Annotated in this window: 13 protein-coding genes; 5 read left to right on the plus strand and 8 right to left on the minus strand. The window is 40.0% G+C overall.

The genetic code is table 11. The annotated features are described in order from the left end of the window. Nucleotides 1-19 precede the first annotated feature (19 nt). Together ASN18_RS16210 and ASN18_RS16215 are read right to left on the minus strand one after the other, a co-directional pair. Entirely contained in the window at nt 20-1,327 is a 1,308-nt protein-coding gene (locus tag ASN18_RS16210; RefSeq protein WP_157073060.1) for a hypothetical protein, read from the minus strand. 591 nt (nt 1,328-1,918) lie between these two features. Next, complete coding sequence (locus tag ASN18_RS16215; RefSeq protein WP_085053832.1) at nt 1,919-3,820, minus strand: glycosyltransferase family protein; 1,902 nt, start codon at nt 3,818-3,820, stop codon at nt 1,919-1,921. Between the two features lie 241 nt (nt 3,821-4,061). On the opposite strand from ASN18_RS16215, the gene ASN18_RS16220 reads away from it, so the two are divergent. Genes ASN18_RS16220 through brxL form a run of 5 tightly spaced genes read left to right on the plus strand, consistent with a single transcriptional unit; the run spans nt 4,062 to nt 15,151 of the window. Continuing rightward, nucleotides 4,062-4,931: a polyprenol monophosphomannose synthase gene (locus tag ASN18_RS16220; protein ID WP_085053833.1), complete on the plus strand. Its 870-nt coding sequence runs from the start codon at nt 4,062-4,064 to the stop codon at nt 4,929-4,931. Then, nucleotides 4,924-7,242, plus strand: a complete 2,319-nt coding sequence (locus tag ASN18_RS16225) for a phosphoadenosine phosphosulfate reductase domain-containing protein (protein ID WP_085053834.1) — start codon at nt 4,924-4,926, stop codon at nt 7,240-7,242. The genes ASN18_RS16220 and ASN18_RS16225 overlap by 8 nt, the downstream gene beginning before the upstream one ends. Before the next feature lie 20 nt (nt 7,243-7,262). Beyond that, the gene (locus tag ASN18_RS16230; protein WP_085053835.1) at nt 7,263-11,420 is read left to right on the plus strand and encodes a hypothetical protein; all 4,158 of its coding nucleotides are present in this window, start codon (nt 7,263-7,265) and stop codon (nt 11,418-11,420) included. Continuing rightward, the gene (pglZ, locus tag ASN18_RS16235; RefSeq protein WP_157073061.1) at nt 11,417-13,678 is read left to right on the plus strand and encodes a BREX-4 system phosphatase PglZ; all 2,262 of its coding nucleotides are present in this window, start codon (nt 11,417-11,419) and stop codon (nt 13,676-13,678) included. Before ASN18_RS16230 ends, pglZ begins: the two co-directional genes overlap by 4 nt. A gap of 30 nt (nt 13,679-13,708) precedes the next feature. After that, a complete protein-coding gene (gene brxL, locus ASN18_RS16240; protein WP_085053837.1) occupies nt 13,709-15,151 on the plus strand; it encodes a BREX system Lon protease-like protein BrxL in 1,443 nt (480 codons plus the stop codon). A gap of 354 nt (nt 15,152-15,505) precedes the next feature. Here the strand turns inward: brxL and ASN18_RS16250 are convergent, their stop codons facing one another. The 6 genes from ASN18_RS16250 to ASN18_RS16275 are packed head-to-tail and all read right to left on the minus strand — an operon-like array spanning nt 15,506 to nt 20,614. Continuing rightward, nucleotides 15,506-16,207, minus strand: coding sequence for a uracil-DNA glycosylase (locus ASN18_RS16250; protein ID WP_157073062.1), 702 nt, complete (start codon nt 16,205-16,207; stop codon nt 15,506-15,508). Continuing rightward, a complete protein-coding gene (locus tag ASN18_RS16255; RefSeq protein WP_085053838.1) occupies nt 16,192-17,058 on the minus strand; it encodes an NAD(+)/NADH kinase in 867 nt (288 codons plus the stop codon). Before ASN18_RS16255 ends, ASN18_RS16250 begins: the two co-directional genes overlap by 16 nt. Continuing rightward, nucleotides 17,024-17,470 carry a tRNA (adenosine(37)-N6)-threonylcarbamoyltransferase complex ATPase subunit type 1 TsaE gene (tsaE, locus tag ASN18_RS16260; protein ID WP_085053839.1) on the minus strand — a complete coding sequence of 149 codons (447 nt, stop codon included), beginning with the start codon at nt 17,468-17,470 and terminating at the stop codon, nt 17,024-17,026. Before tsaE ends, ASN18_RS16255 begins: the two co-directional genes overlap by 35 nt. Next, nucleotides 17,467-18,189, minus strand: a complete 723-nt coding sequence (pgeF, locus tag ASN18_RS16265) for a peptidoglycan editing factor PgeF (protein ID WP_085053840.1) — start codon at nt 18,187-18,189, stop codon at nt 17,467-17,469. The genes tsaE and pgeF overlap by 4 nt, the downstream gene beginning before the upstream one ends. A 13-nt stretch (nt 18,190-18,202) precedes the next feature. After that, on the minus strand, nt 18,203-18,820 hold the full coding sequence (locus ASN18_RS16270) for a class I SAM-dependent methyltransferase (RefSeq protein ID WP_085053841.1): 618 nt from the start codon (nt 18,818-18,820) through the stop codon (nt 18,203-18,205). Nucleotides 18,821-18,850: 30 nt separating this feature from the next. After that, a complete protein-coding gene (locus tag ASN18_RS16275) occupies nt 18,851-20,614 on the minus strand; it encodes an HD family phosphohydrolase (RefSeq protein ID WP_085053842.1) in 1,764 nt (587 codons plus the stop codon). Nucleotides 20,615-20,793: the final 179 nt, after the last annotated feature.

Here is a 20,793-nt window from a genome sequence, read left to right on the forward strand (position 1 = left end):
GCGGTACACGAGTCAAAGGTTACTTGCGCTTAAACACCAATACGGTAAGATCAGTAACTTTATAATTTTGCCGCACAGCTATATCTACCGAGCCGGAATAGGTGTAATTATATGTTGTTATATCCTGAACATTATTATTCTTTAATGGTGTAGCGGCTACATAATCAAGGGTGTAGTTTTCTATTATCCATCTGTATAAATCTTTTGCATAGGATTGAAATCTGTCATAGCCGCATTCTTCTGTTGAAGAATTTAATACAGCAATATAATCAATTTTTTTATCTGCTATGCTCTTAATAAGTTTATCTTCGCCAATCGTCTCTACATCTAATGGTAGAAAAGAAGTATATGGCAATGGGTTATCTCTTTGGGCTAAGACATTTATGCTGATACCCTCTGGAAAAACAACCAAGGTAGAATTCTTTGGCGTCTTATCGACTAAATATCTAGCTGCCTGCATAACCTTGTGTGTTCTATCATTGTTAATAAAATTAAATTGGCCAACGATAGTATTTACTGTGATTTCTCTGTTAGTATAGTTTAAATAACTAACGAAATAAGATGGAAGTGATAGCTGTACAATCAGAATTGCTGCGGAGATGTAATAGTAACGTAAATCTGTTGTACCAAATGTTTTATTATACAGAGATGGAAATATCTTTATATAAAATATATAATAACATATCAAGCTCATAGGTAACAGGAAAAATCCGTGTTTAAGCGGCGTATAGTCTAAAAATATTCTGATTGTCAGAGTAAATGACACAATAAATATTGAAAGCAGCATTAACTGTTTATTATTATATGAAGGGGTTTTCAATAGTTTATATAAGTATGTTAATATTGTGCAGATAAATATGACATTAAGAATCTTGTAGCGTATAGGAGCAGCAGCAATTGTTAATAACTGTCCGATGAGTATAGTATATATAGTTACAGATATAAATAGCAGTTTTCGTTTTAGGCTGTTATCTTTAATCTTCTCATAATATTTCGAGAGCCTATCGCTTATGGCAATCACAATGCCTAGTGCAGTTACTTGGGATAGTGTGCTGATTAGTATCTCAAAAATATTCTTCCAGGGTTTGTCATAGCCAGATACCCATTTTGCATACGCAGTATTGCTGTACATACTATTTATAACAAAATCTATAATACCAGTTTTAAAGCCTGCAAATGCGTTGTTAAAATATAGAAAAGAGCCATAAGATAATATTGTTAATAATATAGGCATGATAAAATATAGTAAATAACTGGCAGTTATTCTTTTTTTGTATAAAAGGCAAATACCTATAAATAGGAAAGCACCCCAAACGGTGACTGCCATTTCTACTCTGCATAAAAATGCACACCATAAAGCAAGAGACCAGTATATGATGTACTTAGCCTTATCTGAGTATAAAAAAAACATGAAGAACAGGGTTGACGCTAAAACAAATAGAAAAAATAGTGTTGCGCTTATGCGGTAAGGCATAATGAAATTAGCTATTCCTGATTGAAACAGATTGTTAAATGCAAATATAAAGAGGAAATTTATAGAAAGTAAAGTTGAAAATAACCTGTTTAAAAAGAATCTTGATAACTTGTATAACATAAAACTGCCAGTTAATGTGATAATTGAACTGAGATATATTATAGTATAGTTATTTTTGCCAAGCGCCTTGAATAAAAAAGCGCATAAGTATGGCGGCAGAATACCGACATTATTGTATATATCCTTATATAATACAGCACCGTTTGCTAATTTCAATGGGACGAAGAAGGTCCAAGTAAAGGTATCGACAAGAATATCACCCCACTTTAACCAACTCATATTTAGCAGATATATGAAAGATAGTATTATTGACAGGTAATATAAATACCGTGTAGCTATCGTATCTGTACTGCTATTATTTATCATCAATCAGCACCTCTGTGATTATCTGCGTTTAAACAGTAAAATTATTAATTTTTTATGTTTATAATTATTTTGCAGAGCTCTATCTAAAGATTCAACGTCATTGAATGTATGTAATGTAATATTTTCTAATTCCTTATTCTCTAATGGGGTAGCCACAACATAATTGAGCGTATAGTTTTCGAGAATCCATTTATAAAGGTTTTTAGTGTAAGATTTAAACTCATCAGCCCCGAAGTCTACCATTGAAGTATTTAATATTGCAATATAATCAATCTTTTTTTTATCAATAATATTAATCAGGTTCTGTTCTCCAATTGTAGTGACATCCGTTGGCAATAAGTTACGATATGGTAAGGGAGTATATCTCTGGGAAAGTATATTGATAGACATCCCTTCCGGAAATACTGCTAATGTAGATTTCGCCGGTGTCTCATCAGTTAAATATTTCGAAAGATCAAGAGTTTTATACAGCCTTTCATCGCTGCGAAATATAAACTTTCCAACTGCTGTATTTACATTAATATTTCTATTAATATAGGATAGGTGAAGCTGATAATAGTATGGAGCTAAAAGCTGTAGTAATAACATTGCTATAGATATATAATAATAACGTAAATTTAAAACAGCGGAGGGAAATATTTTATTATAAAGAGAAGGAAATATTTTAATATAAAATACATAATAACATATCAATCCCATAGGCAGTAGATAAAAACCATATGTACCAATTGTAATATATTTCAATAATATCCTGCTTGTTAGTATAAATGATATCATAAATACAGTAAGCAACATTAAATCGTCTTTATTATATTTCGTATTCTTTATTAATATATATGCATAATATAATATTCCACCAATAAATACAAAATTAAGAAGCCTATACTGATTAAATCCAATAAAATGTATCAATAAAAATCCTATAAACATAGTATAAATAAATATAAGTATATACGGGATTATACGTATTATAACGCTACGTGTCGGCTTGTTATCGTAGTTAGATGCTATTTTAGCAGTTATTAAAAGTAGTAAACAAAGTGCTGCTATCTGTAATATAGTGCTTTTTAGTATTAACAAAATATTTCCAACAGGCTGATCATAACCAGCTACGCGTTTGGTAATCTCAGGTTTGATTTTTGTAAGCGTAAATATATAATCAATAATGCTAAACTTAAACCCATAAAAGGCATCATTAAAATAAAGGAAAGAACCATACGATAAGATTGTTAAAAATATAGGAGATATAAAATAAACCAGATGAAGCTTAAAAAGTCTTTTTAGTTGACAAAAACCTAAAAAAATAAATCCAATCCATATAGATATTGAAATATCAGGTCTGCACATAAAGGCACACCATAAACTAAGTGACCAATACAAAAGATACTTAAAATTATCTGAATATATAAAAAATATGTAAAATAAAGTAGCAGACAATATAAACATAAAAAAGAGTGTTGCGTCAATGGCATAAGGCATAATATAATTAGTTAGTCCATCAGTACTGAAATTTAATAAAAAGTTACTAAAAGCAAAGACAATAAGAAAATTAATTGCAATTAAGGTAGAAAAGAATCTATTTAAAAAGAATCTGGCTAATTTATATAACATAAATGTACATGTTAAAGTAATTATTATGCCAAGATAAATTACAGTATAATTATTTACCCCGAGCAATTTAAACGCAAAAGCAAGTAAATAACTACCAAAGAATCCATAATGTGCATATATGTCCTTATATAAGACTGCTCCGTTTAATATCTGTATTGGCACGTAGAATAAAGTGTCAAAAGTGTCTATAAGAATATCTCCCCATTTCAACCAACTTAAATTTAGAAGATACAAAAAACAAAGCACTATTGAAAGATAATAAATATATCGGTATTTTTTTGGATTATCAATAATGCTGTTTATGCTCACTATCCCTCCTTAGCGCCGCTGTCTGCACAGTCTTCTCAGATTAAATGTTCTTGACAATCATATGATATACCATGTATATTACAGAAAGCAACTTGAAAAAATGAAGACAAATGAATTTGACAGAAGATACTCTGATTACGAGATTTGTACTCTACCAGAACTTTAAACCGATTGCCGCTAAATCAGGGAGAAAAAAGTGATCGCCATAATAAGCAAAAATGAAAAGAGATAATTAAATAGTATGGAAAAAAACGAAGTTTTAATCTTTACAGCAACTTATAATGAAAAATACAATATAAAGGCATTATGTGAACAAATATATAGTGTATCACCGGATTATGATATTCTTGTTGTTGATGATAACTCACCCGACGGCACTGGTGAGTTACTTGATAAACTTAGGGAAGATAACAGCAGACTGAAGGTTATCCATCGCCCAAGAAAACTAGGATTGGGCAGTGCCCATAAACTTGGTATCCTCTATGCTGTCATAAATAAATACAGATATGTAGTTACCATGGATGCAGACTACTCACATAATCCTGATGATATTCCCAGATTGCTAAAGCAGATGGAAGGTTATGATTTTGTAATAGGCTCAAGGTATGTAAAGGGCGGCAACTGTAGCTATTCCGGGTACCGCAAGTATTTGAGCCGTTGTGCAAATCTTTTGGCAAAATTGCTCTTAAAGATACCTCTGCACGAGTTTACAACATCATTTCGTGTGTTTAGAGTGTCAAAACTTGAGAAACTTAGTCTTGCCTCTATTAAGTCACAGGGGTATGCCTTTTTTATGGAAAGTCTGTTTCGGCTTTACCAGCAAGGCTTTAGCATAGCTGAAGTACCAATCGTTTTCAATGATAGAACACTCGGTGAATCAAAGATACCAAAATATGAAATATTGAGAGGAATATACACCTTATTTCGTCTTTTTGCAAATAAACGTATTTCTCACATTAAAGAAATTACCCCCATATACAGAACATGTCCCTTATGTGCTAGTCCATATTTGATTGGGCAGGGAGATAGAATGAATTCTTGTGCCTGGCATTGCCTTTTATGTGGTTTGTCCTTCACGGCAGCAGCTGATAGGGAAATAATAGATGTATAACTATGAATGGGACTCAGAGACGGGTGGGTATGTGCTTACAACTATAATGTCTGGGATTACGAGGCAGCTGCGTCCTGTGTTCTATGAAGAATTGGAGCTTTTAGGGTTTAATAAATACTGGCGCTATACAAAGACAGACAAGCCGCTGTTGTGGGCGCAGACAAGGCGGTATATCTATAAAGGACGACTTGTTGCAGAGGTAAATAGCGGAGGATTATACACATCGCCCGATGTTAAAGTGCATGAGAATGATTTGGAGCTTCAACCTGTTGACGTTACCGCGATGATAGCTAAAAATAAGCCCCTGCATGATGGCGTTGTACAGAGTACGCTTGAAACTATATACAGGATTTTCAAAGAGTATAAGGCGAAAAAAATAGACGTATTTTATGTTGCCTTCAGCGGTGGCAAGGATTCCCTCGTGCTGCTTGATTTGGTGCAAAGGGCGCTGCCGCACAATGAGTTTAAAGTAGTATTTAGTGACACGACGATGGAGGTGCCTGATACTTATGTGGCCGTCGAGTTGGCTAAAAAGCGGTGGCCAACGCTGGAGTTTCATACGTCAAAATCACACATGGATGCCAAGGAAACGTGGGAGCTGTTCGGCCCTCCAAGCAGGACCCAGCGCTGGTGCTGCGGCGTACATAAATCAGCCCCCGCGATACTGCTGCTACGGCAGCTTGTTGGCAAGGCCGACTTAAAGGCACTTGTGTTTGACGGCGTGCGTGCTGAGGAAAGCGATTCCCGTTCTGGTTACTCCTTAGTGTCAGATGGTGATAAACACGTGACACAGGTAAACTGCCACACATTGTTGGATTGGAATACCGCTGAATTATACCTGTATATCTTAGAAAACGATCTATTATTGAATAATGCCTACAGATATGGGGCAATCAGGGTTGGGTGTTCGATGTGTCCGATGGCCTCGTCCTGGTGGGAATACATTGCAAACAGTGTTTACCATGAGTGTACGCATTCTTTCGTTGATATTATAGACAACAACGCTAAACAGAAGTTTTCAGTAACTGCCGATAGAATAAAATACTTAAACACAGGCGGATGGAAAGGGCGGGTAGCAGGTAGGTATTTAAACATTGGAGATAATGGGGTGATCGAACAGTACGACGGTAAAATGTTGACAATGTACATTCTTGGAAAACACGCTGACTGGAGGGAATGGATAAAAACAATAGGAGATGTCGTTTCAGAAGGTAATAATAACTATTCTATAAAATATAAAAATTATGTTTATATATTTAACGTTGAAGAGGTAAATAATGTACTGAAGGTATCAATTGAAAACTATTTAATTACGAAAGATTCTATTCGCTTTATTTATTTATTCAAAAATGTTTATAATAAGGCTGCTTATTGTGTGCGCTGTAAGGTTTGTATGGTTGAATGCAAGCATGGGGCGTTAAATATCGATAGTGATAGAGTTTCTGTACATGATACTTGTAAACATTGTGAGAGTTGTCTTGATAAAAAAAAGGGATGTTTGGCGGCAAAGTCGTTACATGTATCTGAGGGACGTGGGAATATGAGCCTAAAAGGAATTGATAGATATAGGCACTTTGGTTTTCGCAAAGAGTGGCTGGAGTATTTTATTGATCTTGGAAACGATAAATTTTGGAGCTGCGGCAAGTTAGGGAAATATCAGTTTGATGGATTCAAGGTGTGGTTGAAAGAGTCTGGAATTACTTCCAGCAATTCGATAACTCCCTTAGGTACTGAAATTGTTCGTCTTGGGGCAAATGATATTCGGGGTTGGGCGATTATTTTTAATAATCTTGTCTATAGCTCGACAATAGTTAGATGGTATGTTCAAAGCATCGATTTTGGTATTGAATATAAAATCATTGATATTATAACAATGCTTGGTGACAACCATTCGATCTCGACGAGGGAAAATGCCGTTATGTCATTAAAAGAGACCTTTAAGACCTCACCAATCGGGATTGAACTTGGAGTGGGCGTCTATGAATTGAAGGGAAAGGCGATTATGGCAGTTACACGCACCGCTTGGAGAGAGCCTGACCCAGTCGTTATTTTATACAGCCTGTATAAATTTGCTGAGGCAGGCGATGGTTACTACAGTTTTACATTAACGGAGCTTATAAACGATAACAGGCAGCGCGCGGGGATTAGTCCCGCCCGGATTTTTGGCATAGGAAAAGATCAGTTAAAACAAATCGTTCAGGGCCTCGCTATCGATTATCCTGACTTCATTGGGGCGGCCTTCAATAAAGACCTTGATAACATAAACCTGAGAAAAGAAAAGACGCTGCCCGATGTCTTAAAATTACTATAACGCGGGGGGATATACTGTAAATGGCAAGGTTATACAAAGATTATATTTCAGTGAATAAGCATTTCTTCCCCGTGTTCAGCAAGAATCTGGACGCTGAGTATCCAGAGCATTGGAAGGCATTTGTACCGCACGACACATTTAAACGTATACTGGATGACCTGGCCGGTTCTCTTGAGATGGCATCAACTCAAAGCAGACGTTCTCTATGGATTTCTGGCGCTTACGGCACCGGTAAGACCTATGCATCATTTGCAGTAAAGCATATTTTAGAGGACGATATCGGGGATGTAACCGACTATTTTCAAAAACAGGGGATTGGTCAAACTATCTCGAACCGGCTTAAAAGCATAAAGCAAAAAGGCAATATATTAGTCGTTCACAGGTCCTCAACAGCGGGCATTACCGGTGATAACAAGCTGTTCGGCGCCATACAGGAATCCATAAAACAAGCGCTGAAGGGTAAGGGCTATCAATATTGGGGAGGCAAGAGTCTTTACAGCAATATAGTAGATAAACTTACAAACCCCGATTCCCCGTTTAATTTTTCAGGTGTGTTTAACCAGTACAGAGAAAAGTTCACCGAATACGCGGCTCCATCTGATGTTATAAAGGACCTCCAAGAGCTGGATATCGACGGTTCTCTTGACTTATTACAGCGAATAATTGAGGTTGCCGACAGGTCAGGCTTTAATTTTTCGCAAGACCCTGATGACGTCATCGCCTGGATTAAAGACATCATTGAAGGAAACAATCTCTACACTATTGTGTTTATTTGGGATGAGTTTACCGAGTTTTTTAAGAATAATCAAAACGCCCTGACTGGCCTTCAGGAGTTGGCGCAGGCGTCGTTTACTGTACCATTTTACTTTTTGCTGATAACACATTTAACGCATTCGCAGGTTATCCCTGCGGCTGACTCAAGGAAAAAAATAGAGGCGCGCTTTAAACTGCAGACAATAGAAATGCCCGATACGACGGCTTTTATGCTTATGAAAAATGTGATACAATCAAACCCTGAGCTTCCTGAGCTTAAAGAAGAGTGGGGAGAAATCTCTCGGTATTTATGGAGTGGAGTGCAGAGATTTGCCTCCACAACCAAAAAAGAAGAGATTAAAAGGGAGGAATTAAGGGCAATATTACCGATTCACCCGTATGCCGCATATATGTTAAAGGTAATCTCTGCAGTCATCAGCTCTAACCAGCGCACAATGTTTCAATTCCTGTGCGGTGAGATATTGCAGGGTGCACAGAGCAAGCGTAACTTCCGCTGGTACATCGAGAATCACTCAATAGATGATTGGTGTTATCTAACCACTGATTATCTCTGGGATTATTTTTTTACTCCCGACAATCCCGACTTCGACGAGGCAAACAGAAATACAATAAGCCATTATATGACCTTTGAAAATCAATGCGATGATGAAGATGATAAAAGGGTGCTTAAGACAACTCTCCTCCTGAGTGCGATGCGTGGAGGCATTAGACCTACGCTTTTAAATATATCGGCGGCCTTTGAGGGTACACACATAAATGATAAGGTGCGTACTGTCATGGACAAGTTAGTCAAGAAGGGTGTTTTGGGAAGTATCCCTGATGGTAACGATATTTTATACGTTACGCAGGTACGCACAATAGATGAAGAGAGGCTTCGCGACATAATAAATAACAAGAAGGGCTCCCTCACGTTTGAAAGAATTGTTAAGGATTGTGGCATAAATAGCCGCTATGATTTATCAGGATACTTAAAAACACGCTGCTATGTTGAGTCTGCCACAAATGTTGATATTAGAAACAGACTTAACGAGACTGCTGGAAAATTGCTGCTAAACAAAATCATTATTGTTTTCTTATATGCTAAAAATGATGAGGACGCCTCAAAAAATCACGATATAATCACAAAAATTTTGCAAGAGTATAAATACGACATCATTATCGCCGATATGTCGTCACAGCCGCTTGGTCAGCACAGTTATGATAATTACATTGACCAAAAAGCGAGGGCAGAATATTTTTCTAAAACAGACCATCAACAGGTGAAATTTTATGACACAAATGCTAAGGGCATCATCACCGAGTGGATACAAAAATTAGATGTAACCATCGTTTCACTATATACTAAAGGTGAGCCGCCGGTTCAGTTAAGAGGTCCAGCTAATTTTAGAGAGAAGATTAAAGAGATCAATAATAAATTATATCCTAATGGGCTTGAGACAGCAGCTGACATGGATACATTATTTAAAGGGGATGGATATAGTGAAATTACGGCCGTAATGGGTATGGACAAGAAGGATATTTCTTCAACTTATAAATACCTTGACGCTATCAGGAATCAACTTATAAAGGCAAGCCTGTGGAAGAGCCACGACTACGAGAAAATAAATCCATCTCATTCGGTATCTAAAATGAAAACAGCCATTGAGTCGTTAATTAAGGCAGAATTTGATAAAAACAATTATATAGAGATAACAGATATTTGGCAAACTCTGCAACTAAAACCATTTGGATTAATGAACTGCGTTGGGTCAGTGTTTCTTTTGGGCTTTCTACTAAAAGAATATGCTGACAGCAAGTATTACAGACATGATGGGACAAACACAGTTCCACTGACTCATGACGGTTTGGCAGATATGATTTATACCATTGTCAAAAAAACATCAATGAACAAGAACTTACGTATTGTTAGAATGACCCCGGAACATGAACTATTTTGCAGCGTTACGGCCGATATCTTTACGATAAACCCGAAAAACTCTATCCAGGACATACTGCATGGCTTAAATACTCATATATCTAAAATAAATTTCCCCCTGTGGGCGATAAGAGACTATGTGACAGACAGTGACACTTCGGGATTAAAAGACACGATAATAGAAATAGTCGATCTGCTTTGTGAGTTTGTCTCATCAAAAAGAAGTGAAGGTCGTGATCATACGAAAATCGCAGAGGAAATTGCGCGGCTTTATCAAGCGGGGATTAAGGACAATCTGATAAAGGCAGCGACCCAGGAGAATATGAAGATTGGCATGGATATTTATATCGGACGGCAAAAACCGGAGATTAAAGCGATTGCTGACAAATTAGGCATTGGCAATATGGGGTATATACTTGCTCTTAAAGAGAAATTATCTGCCGACGCATCGTGGCTCTGGGACAAAAGCGACATAGATAATAAGATTGAAGAGGTCTATGAGGATTATAGACTAATCGACGCTATAAACAGGATTTTGGCCAGCCCCGCCTCTGATTTGGGCGTTGCAGCACATAAAATTAAGGCAAAAATAGGCGCTTTTAAAATGCCCTTTGATTTCTTTAAAGACACCTGTAAACCAATTAACCAACTGTTCTTTTATTTAATCGATATTTATAAGACAGACAGCTTAAGAAACACAAACGCCGCAGCGCTTATCACGGAATTAGAACAAAATTCAGACATGTTTAATAAATTTTATAGTGATCAATATAAAATATTCATCGACATGCTGCCGGATATCCTAAACGAACCGCTCTCGGACGATGAGTGCGCACATATCTATAAAAAAATGGAATCTGATTCTATTTTAAAATCACTGGAGCAATATCTTCAGGAATTAAAACAATGCCATTATGAGCATCAAAAAAATAAAAGCTTTAATGCATTGCTTGAAAAATGGAAAGAGTTGACGGCAACAGAGACGCCAAAGAAGTGGTCAGAAAGCAGAAAGATACCGGTATTGTGCTTATTTGGCAGCGAAATACAAGAGGCAATGCGCGTATTTGGTATAATCAACAAGGAATTGACTACCACAGACAGAAAAGTTATAGAAAACGCGATTAAATTCCTGAAACAGAGCCGGAATATCGCCGCACTAAACGATATTGACCTATGTAATAAGACATTTAAGGAGTTTATCTCCGGTGAATATGAAATAATATTTACAGAGGCAGATCTCGGTGAATTAAAAAATATCCTGCAATCTGAATCGCCTAATATCTACAACTGGTATCATGACAGAGATAAATTTGCAGATAAGATTAAGAAATTTGGAAATGAAAAATATAATGGCGGTTATTATAAAACAGTATTTGATGAAATAGACCGCCTCACGCCAGTCAACGCCAAAGATTATTTAAAGGAACTTATAAAAAACGACCCGCTTGTCGGAATTCGAATAATGAAATCAACTAAGACAAAAACATGAACTTCGCGACATTAGATGAACTTAAAGGCCATGTAGTCAGCGATTTAGAGCTGACTGTACCGATTTGTTTTATCAATGTGGAGAGTCTCAATATGTGGATTACTGTGAAATCATGGCTTACTGATATTTGCCAGAAATCACTGCGGCTGTCAGACTTCTGCGCAGAGAATGATTTAACCCCTAATATCAACAGGATGATTAATGAATTAAGAAAAACAAGAGTACGCACATTGTTAATCCCCCTATCTGAATACCTGCGTATAAACAATGACAAGACTAACGATATCTTGTCCAGAATCATTAACCTTGGATTTAACAACGAACAGATCGCCATTTTTATCCCGCTGTATCGAATGAAAAACGTTCTTTCTGAATTTATCAAAAGGGATATTCGATATGAGAAAAATATATTATTCCTTGAAACTACAGAAGATGACGACTACTCACTTATCATACTCCCAAGCGACCTGAATAATGTTGATTTGACGGGCTATAACATAACAGGAATCAAAAGGTATTATAGTTATTGGGAGGAAAATCCAGATAAGCCTATAGTGCTGCGCGTAAGTGATATACTGTTCTATAAAGATATCATCAGCGCTGATAAAGTAACGGTATTGATAACAGCATTTGATGTATTAAAGTATCATTGCAATATCAATGCAATAAGCGAATCGATGGGTACTAATTTGCACTGGAGCGAACTTCTTAACCGAATGAACTCTGACAGGACATTAGGCGGGGTCTTTGCCCGTATATTTAACATTCCAGGATATAATGCCAAATATTTGTTTGAGAAATGGGGCGGGTGTACCGAATTTGAGAAATGGGCTATATGGTTATGGTCAAAGCTGGAGTCTGCAGACGGGTATCTGCGCATGGCATTAGATACTCAGGGCTGCGACACATATAGAGATAACATTAGAGATAACATAATTGAGTTAATTTGTAAGATAGATTTTAAGCATAACCAGTATGATGGCTTTTATCGTGAACGGAAGGAATACCTGAAATGTCTGTCAATTGAAACATTGACGCAGTCTTTTTGGGATGAGATCAATAAAAAGAAACCCACGCAAAGGCTGCATTATCTCACCGATTACACATCAAAAGAAAGATGTGAAATACTCAGGACGATAGAGAGCGAGGGATTAACAGAAAAAATTATGTGCTTATTAGAGACTGCCGACCCAGTGCTGAGGGCATATATTGAGCCGTATGTCTTTAAGAGCGAAAAATTTACTGAGTACTTTGGGCAGTATAAGCGGCAAAAGATTACGAATACGGTAAACACCGAATTTATTGATAAAGTCAGTGAATATGCGTCGAAGGGTCTCTGGTGGGAGTTAAGCTCACGGAATAAGCTCTTTGACGACGCATATGGTAAAGGTAACGGCACCCTTATCTTCTGGATAGACGCGCTTGGCGTTGAGTATTTAAGCCTTATTGTTTACCTGCTTAGGGAGCATCACCATGGCGTTTATTATAAAATCGAAATCGGTTACGCGAATATTCCAACCATCACGGAATTAAATAATGATTTTTTACAGGGGCGAAATCCAATTAAGTTTCGCGAATTAGACGAACTGAAACACAAAGGGGAATATCCCGAATATATAGTACAAGAATTCACTCTGATTGAGAAGGCGTTAAGGCAGGCAGTTGAAAAGTTATCAGAATATGAAAAAGTTATTATTACCGCCGACCACGGTGCAAGCAGGTTGGCCGTAATTGCACAGGCGCACGCACACAAGGCAAAAGAAGGTGCGGCGGTTAAAAGACACGGGCGCTACTGCGAAGACAGCAGCAATAACTACGAAGGCGAAATTGCCGGATGTGTGGATAAAGACAAATATCATGTGTTTGCAGGTTATGACAGATTTAGCATACAAGGGAATATTACCGGAGAAATACACGGCGGGGCGACCCTGGAGGAGGTGCTGGTTCCCGTTATAGAATTGTCGAAACGGCCGTTTGATGCGGCGGTGACTATTACCGTTGTCACGCCTGAAATCCGGCTGCGGGCAGGGCAAAAAGCTGTCGTTAAATTTCAGATTGACAGGGATTTCGATAAGTTATATGCAGAGGTTCAAAGCAAAAGATATGACTGCGCCAGAGACATTGACTGCTGGTATTTTGAGCCTGATGTGGACAGAAAAATAGATAATTACAAGGCCAAAATTTTACATGAGGGCAGGCTATTAGGGAGTATTCAATATAAAATACAAAAGGGCATAACATCGACGCTTGATATATAACTTGATGTATAATATGTGAGAGGATAATACATGGCGGCTGAACAGGATAAGTTAAAAAAATATTTTTCAGATATGCTGGTTTATAAGTCTCCCGATCAGGGGAAGTTTTTTTCTGTATTGAGCCTGCCTTCTTTTATGAGAGACTGGATTCTTATGAAGTTCGCCGATGAAAACGGCGTTATAGACAAAGAAGAGGTCTCTGCTTACGTCAGGAAGGTCATCCCGAAAAAGGAACAATGGGAACATCTGAAATTTGAGATGGCAAGAAATTATCAGTCCGTCAGGTTTCTTGCAAAGGTAAAGGTTGAGATAGATATATCAAGTCGTACAGCATTTTTTAGTCTGCCTGATTTTGCCGTGCCAAAGAGAAAAGGAGAGGCCATTGCCGACTGGGACACTGTTGAGTTGAACAAGGATTATCTATTTTCACCGAATGAGGTCTGGGGTGTGGTGGAGCTGGTCTGTACGAATCATGGCACACGCGAGGAAACCGTAATAAAGATGGTGGATTTCAAACCATTTTGTCCCTATACCATAGATATGGACTACTACATCGGGGCAAGAGCCGAGTTTACGCTGGCAGAGTGGATAGATATAATACTCAGCGCAATAGATTACAATCCAGCAGGATACAGCGGCAGCTCTCAAAAACTCACTATGCTCAGCCGGTTATTGCCTTTTATCGAAAAACGTCTGAATCTTATTGAACTTGCGCCAAAGGGTACCGGTAAGTCATATCTGTTTTCACAGCTCAGTAAGTATGGATGGCTCATCAGCGGCGGCAGTATCTCACGGGCAAAGATGTTCTACGATATTAGTAAGGGTGCGGGCGGTCTGGCCTCCAGATATGATTATGTTGCGCTTGACGAGGTACAGAGCATAACATTCCCCGATAAGAACGAGATGCAGGGCATACTCAAGGGCTATATGGAAAGCGGCGAGTACCGCGTAGGCGACTACAGAGGTACAGGGCACGCAGGCGTTATTCTTCTTGGGAATATCGACGAACAGCATATGAATGTAAACGTCAATATGTTTATGAATCTGCCTGAGGTCTTCCACGAATCCGCCCTAATCGACCGCTTCCACGGGTTTATCAAGGGATGGGCAATCCCCCGAATGAAAGAAGACCTGAAAGTCAACGCATGGGCGCTCAACGTAGAATATTTCTCTGAAATCCTTCATATGTTTAGGGATGAGCCAATCTACAGGGTAATTGTCGATGAGGTCCTTGATGTCCCAACCACTGCAGATACACGAGACACTGAGGCGATAAAAAAGATTTGTACAGGTTTTATGAAATTACTGTTTCCTCATATCAGAAAATCTGAGGATATTGATTCGCAGCAGTTTAGTCAATACTGTCTTGAGCCGGCGAAATCGATGAGAAGGATTATAAAGACTCAGCTTGGGATTATAGACACGGAATATCGCGGCAGGGATATTCCAGATATAGTGCTGAAAAGCGGCTGATGACGAATATGAAACCAGTATGTCTTCAGTGTAATTGTGCGCTGCCGAAAGACCATTTCGCGCTGAACAGGAAACTCCTCGGCAGACGCACAAAAAATCTATTTTGCATTAAATGTTTGGCTGTATACCTGGATTGCACGGAGGAGGATTTGTTGGTTAAAATTGAGGAATTTAAAGAGCAGGGATGTCAATTATTCTAACTCATAATAATATAGATTCAAAGGGGCGAAGCCCCGTTAGATGGGGTGCAGGGGACAAGTTCCCTGCCGGGAGTTTGAGGGCAGAGCCCTCATTCTTCAAGTTGAGACCCATAATAAGTAGAATAGTCAGGTGACATCGACCCTCTGTAGTCTCTCACTTAGAGCTTATTACTTCAATGCCCAGATAGTTCAGCACCTTTACCGCGTCATTCCACGTAAATATCTTCTTGCTTGGGTTTCTTAGAAAATACGACGGGTGATATGTCGGCATCACCTTGATACCGTTGTAATCATGGAACTCGCCCCTCATCTGACCTATCGTCTTATCTGTCGACAGCAGCGTCTTTGTCGATACGTTGCCGAGGGTCATTATAGCATCAGGGGCTACTACCTCTATCTGTCTTTCTACGAATCCACGGCAAGCGGCTATTTCATCCTCCTCCGGTTCTCTGTTGCCCGGGGGCCTGCACTTTACTATGTTTGCAATATATACTGCCTCACGCTGGAAGCCCATCTTATTTATCAGGCTTTCTAATACCTTGCCTGCCCGCCCGACAAACGGCCTTCCTGATTCGTCCTCATCTGCCCCGGGACCCTCGCCCACAAACATCAGCCTTGTGCCCGGGTCCCCTTCGCCAAAGACTATGTTCTTTCTGCCAGTGTGGAGTTTGCATCTTGTGCAGTTTCCTATGTCGTCTCTTATGGCCTTTAAGAGCGCTTCAGATGGATTAGATTTTGGAACTGTAAGCACTGTTTCAGGCAAGGCCTCAAAACCCAGCTTATCGTATATCTTTAATAAATCAGTTAATTTTTCTTTGATTAGTTTGTCTGTCATCGTCGTTATCTCTGCCCCCATTTGAGCTTTTCCCTTAATATCTGAAAATAGTCCCTTTCATATGGTATAACCAGACTAGTCTTGTATGCCGACTTCCTTACTTCTATTACGTCGTTTTGCTTGAGGTGAAAGCCCATTTGTCCATCAAGTGTCAGGCAAATATCCTCAGTCCCGGTCTTAACTACGGCCTCGATACTGGCGTCGTCCGGGACTACTATCGGCCTGTTAGTAAGTGTATGGGAACATATCGGGGTCAGCACGATACAGTGCATCGTTGGGTAGAGGATTGGGCCCCCGGCAGACAGGTTGTATGCTGTTGAGCCGGTTGGTGTTGCAAATATCAGCCCATCGGCCTTGTATGTAGTCACATATCTGCCGTCAATGGATACCTCTATGTCAAATATTCTTGCAAGCGCCCCCTTGTTTACCACTATATCATTTAATACAGTGTATCTGGCGGCCACGTTCCCGGCCCTTATCACAGAGGCGTCAAGCATTAATCTTTCTTCTATGTCACATTCCCCCGATACCACTTTTTCTATGACGGCATAGGTCTCCGATTTGTTTACCTCGGTGATAAACCCAAGACCTCCAAGATTAATTCCAAAGAGCGGAATTCCCCTCCGGGCAGCAATCCTTGAGGCGGCAAGCATTGTCCCATCCCCGCCAAGTGCAATTATCAGCCCCACATACAGCGGCATCTCACTACGGAGGCATTCCTTGAAATCAACATTTATATTTCCAAGCTGGCGCGCAGTGTCTTTATCAACATACACCTCGCAGTCATGACCGTTTAGCCAGGGAATCAATCCCGTTAATATCTCAAGCGCCTCGCCCTTACCCGGTCTGGTTATAATCCCAATCTTTTTCATCTATCCCTTGTATTGTTATTTGCCTTGTGTCATTATCGACGTATGAAATATCAACTCTGATGGCCCCGCTGATAACGCCGTCAAGTTTCTCAGCCCATTCAACTGCCGAAGCCTTCCCATGCCCAATGCACTCAAAAACACCTGCCTCCTCTATTGACTTAATATCATCAAGCCGGTAGAGGTCTATGTGGTAGAATGGAACAGCCCCCTCGTATTCGGCAATTATTGTATAAGTGGCGCTTGTGATGTCGCGCTCCGGTATCCCAAATACAGAGCCGACGCCTTTAATAAGCATTGTCTTCCCTGCCCCAAGCTCACCGTACATGAATGCGCTCAGTCCCTTGATTAGGTGTCTGCCGATGTGCCTGCCTATTTCTATTGTCTCCTGGGGGGAATGGCTGATGATGGTCATTCCTTGTATTCTCGTTTATGGGGTGACGCAGATATGAATGCCCCCTGGCTTCCCCTTAGAGTGCCCTCTTTACGGAATGAAAAAAAATATTCTGAATCACAAAAAGTACAACTGCCGGATGTCCAGATATTTTCCCGTCTTACACCTAACGATAACGCCTGGGCAGTATTTGCCCCAACGAGGTCAACGTATGGACGACCGTCTTTTTCTGTGATATAATCCCCTTTCCCGCTTTCTAATGTGACGGCCTCCACTACCTCTTCCCCTACGACGTAACAGCACCCGCGTATGGACGGCCCGAAGGCAATCAATATATCTTTTGGCTTAGTGCCGAAGTCTTCAATAAATATATTAATCACGGCCTTCAATATGCCCTTACCTGTACCGCGCCACCCAGCGTGAACCGCCCCGGCCACAGCCATCACACTGTCGTATAGTAATATTGGAACGCAGTCCGCAGTACGTACACCGGCTACAACATCTGCTCTGTCTGTGACAACGGCATCGCCTATGCGCCCTAAATCTAACTCCGCAAGGTTAGAGCCTTTCCTGATAATTATCACAGTATTTGTGTGTCTTTGAACGGGCATGTAGAGCATTGGCTCCGGGTTTTGAGGAAGCGGGAATTTTGTCTTATCAATTCCCACTGTCCTGCCCGTAAAAAATGCGGTAATCCCTGAGCTGTTAAATATCTCAGGATATATCAGTGCGTTGTTCAAGAGGGTAGGGGGCTTAGTGTTTGACCAGTAAGAACCCTTTAATGAACCCTACCGGATCGCCTTTTACAATTTTTTCCACCGTGACAGGATGTCCTTCAATTATGTCATCAAGCACCCTGGCTACACTCGCAAAGCCGTAGCTTAAGACCGCGTCAATCGGTTTGGCAAGCACTGTGGGGACATCCCCTTTTCTAAACAGATGGTCAAATATGAGTATCTGCCCACCGGGTTTTACCACCCTGACGATCTCTTTAAATGCCTTTTTCGCGTCGAACACAACAGTAAGAAACAGGCTTAATATCGCCTTGTCAAACGTATTATCGTCGAAAAACAGTTTTTCAGCGTCCATCTTGTTAAGGGTTACGTGCTTTTCCCTGCCGAAGAGCTTGAGTTTTAATCTTCCTAACCCTAGCATAACGTCGCTTATGTCAACACCATCGACATGGACATCGTTAGGCAGGGAGGAAAGGTCGTGACCGCTTCCCACGCCGGGGACAATCACACGGTCTCCGGTGTGAAAATCCAGCATTTTTATTGCCTTCGTGCGCCATGGCTTTATTGGCAGCATCAGAGCAGGATAAAATACTGGTATGAACGTATTAAATGACAAGAGCTTAACTACATTTTTCATTAGTACCTCCTGAATATTTGCGGCATATGATTACATGACCTTGTATTCTTTGCCGTCATAGGTGAAATTATCTAACTGGTAATCCTTCATTTCCTTTTTCGCATAATTAACTATTATCCCTGAGGTTATAAGGAAATCGACCAGTTCCTTATCGACATGCTTATCTTTTACCATGAAACCTAGTATTCTAACACACTCGGAGAGCTTTTTACCCGGTCTGTATGGCCTGTCTGCTGCTGTCAGGGCTTCAAATATATCTGCTATTGCCATTATCCTTGACTTAGTTGAGAGCTTATCTGCTGAGAGACCGTAGGGGTACCCTGTGCCGTCAAGTTTTTCGTGGTGCTGCCCTGCGTAAATGGGTACATTTTTCATGCTTTTAGGCCAGGGTAACTGGCTTAACATCTTAATTGACATCGTGACGTGATTCATTATTACTTTACGTTCCTCGTCGTTGAGCGTTCCTCTGCGAATGCACAGATTTGCTAGCTCATCATCACACAAGATTGGCTCTGCCTTTCCTTTGACGGTAATACTATATGAGGCTATCTTGTTTATCCTTTCGATATGGGCGTCAGAGATAAACTCCCCTCCTATGTTTGCCTTCTTCAGAAACTCTATGTCGTCATCAAGCTCTGCAATTCGCTGCGTGAAATCCTCAGCGAGTCTTTGCAGGGCACTCTGACCGTTTCCGCCATGTTCGGCCTCAAGTTCGGACTTCTTCTTTAAATATCTGATTTCAATGTCCCTTTTTAATACCTCAATCCCCATAATTACAGTCTCTATACGATCAGTAATAGTCTCTAGTTTCGTGGACTTATCCACTACGTATTCAGGCGTGGTGATTTTTCCAACGTCGTGCATCAACGCTGCTGTTTTTAGCTCCATCTGCTCTTCCGGGGTAAGTGTAAAATTCTTCCATCTGTCCTCTTGCGATTTGCCAAGTTCGGTGGCAATATCCATCGTCAGCTCTGCGACACGTCTTATATGTCCACCCGTATATGGGGATTTTTCGTCAATTGCGGACGCTATTACCTTGACAAAGGAATCCAACAGCTCTTTTAACTCTCTTATAAGTGTTGTGTTTGTAATGGCAATGGCCGCTTGTGAGGCCAGAGACTCGATTAAAAATTGATAGTCAGGGGAGAACTGTATCACAGTGCCGGTACCATCACCGGCATTAATCAGTTGCAAGACGCCGATTATCTCGCCTTCGTGATTTTTCATGGGGGTAACAAGCATTGAACGGGAGCGGTAGTTGTTTTTTTTGTCGTATTCCTTTGTCCCCTTAAAGTCAAACCCTTCTATTTCATATACGTCTGGAAAGTTGATTGTTTCACCGGTTAAGGCCACATACGTGGAGACATTGTGCATGTTTTTTGTGCCGTCATCCTTGAAGAGCGGCACCGGTGGAAATTTGAGAGGCTCGCCGCTTATGCCGCCTTTTTTTACATTTAATGAATTATTGTGGATTATCTTAAATGTCAGACTTTTGGCGTCAGGTGACGTAATATAAAGCGTTCCGCCGTCGGCGCTAGTGAAGTTCATCGCCTCAGTCACGATCATCTCAAGCAGGGCATCGATATTTCTCTCCGCCGATAGGGCGATGCCGATTTGCAGGAGTTTTCTTTTGAGCCGTGCCTGTAAGTCAACATAGCTCACCACCTCGGAGATTAGGGCCTCCTGGTCATCATCCAATGCCGCATCGCCGCCGCATTGTTCTTTGAGATAGTTTATTATACCTTTGAGTATAATGTTAAAATCTTCAAACTCAGTAGCCTTTGAATAATCCATAATTTGACACCCTCTTGACACCCTCTGCACACACGTTTGATATGTGATAGTAACATAATATGCCCCCTGTCTGCAAGTCAAACTTTTCCCCCAAGCTCCGACATAGGAATTTGCACCTATCGCTATAAAGGGTTTTTGAGAGCATTATTTGTCATTTATAGTATTATCAACCCATGATT

Source organism: Candidatus Magnetominusculus xianensis (assembly GCA_001541255.1).
Classification (GTDB): Bacteria; Nitrospirota; Thermodesulfovibrionia; order Thermodesulfovibrionales; family Magnetobacteriaceae; genus Magnetominusculus; species Magnetominusculus xianensis.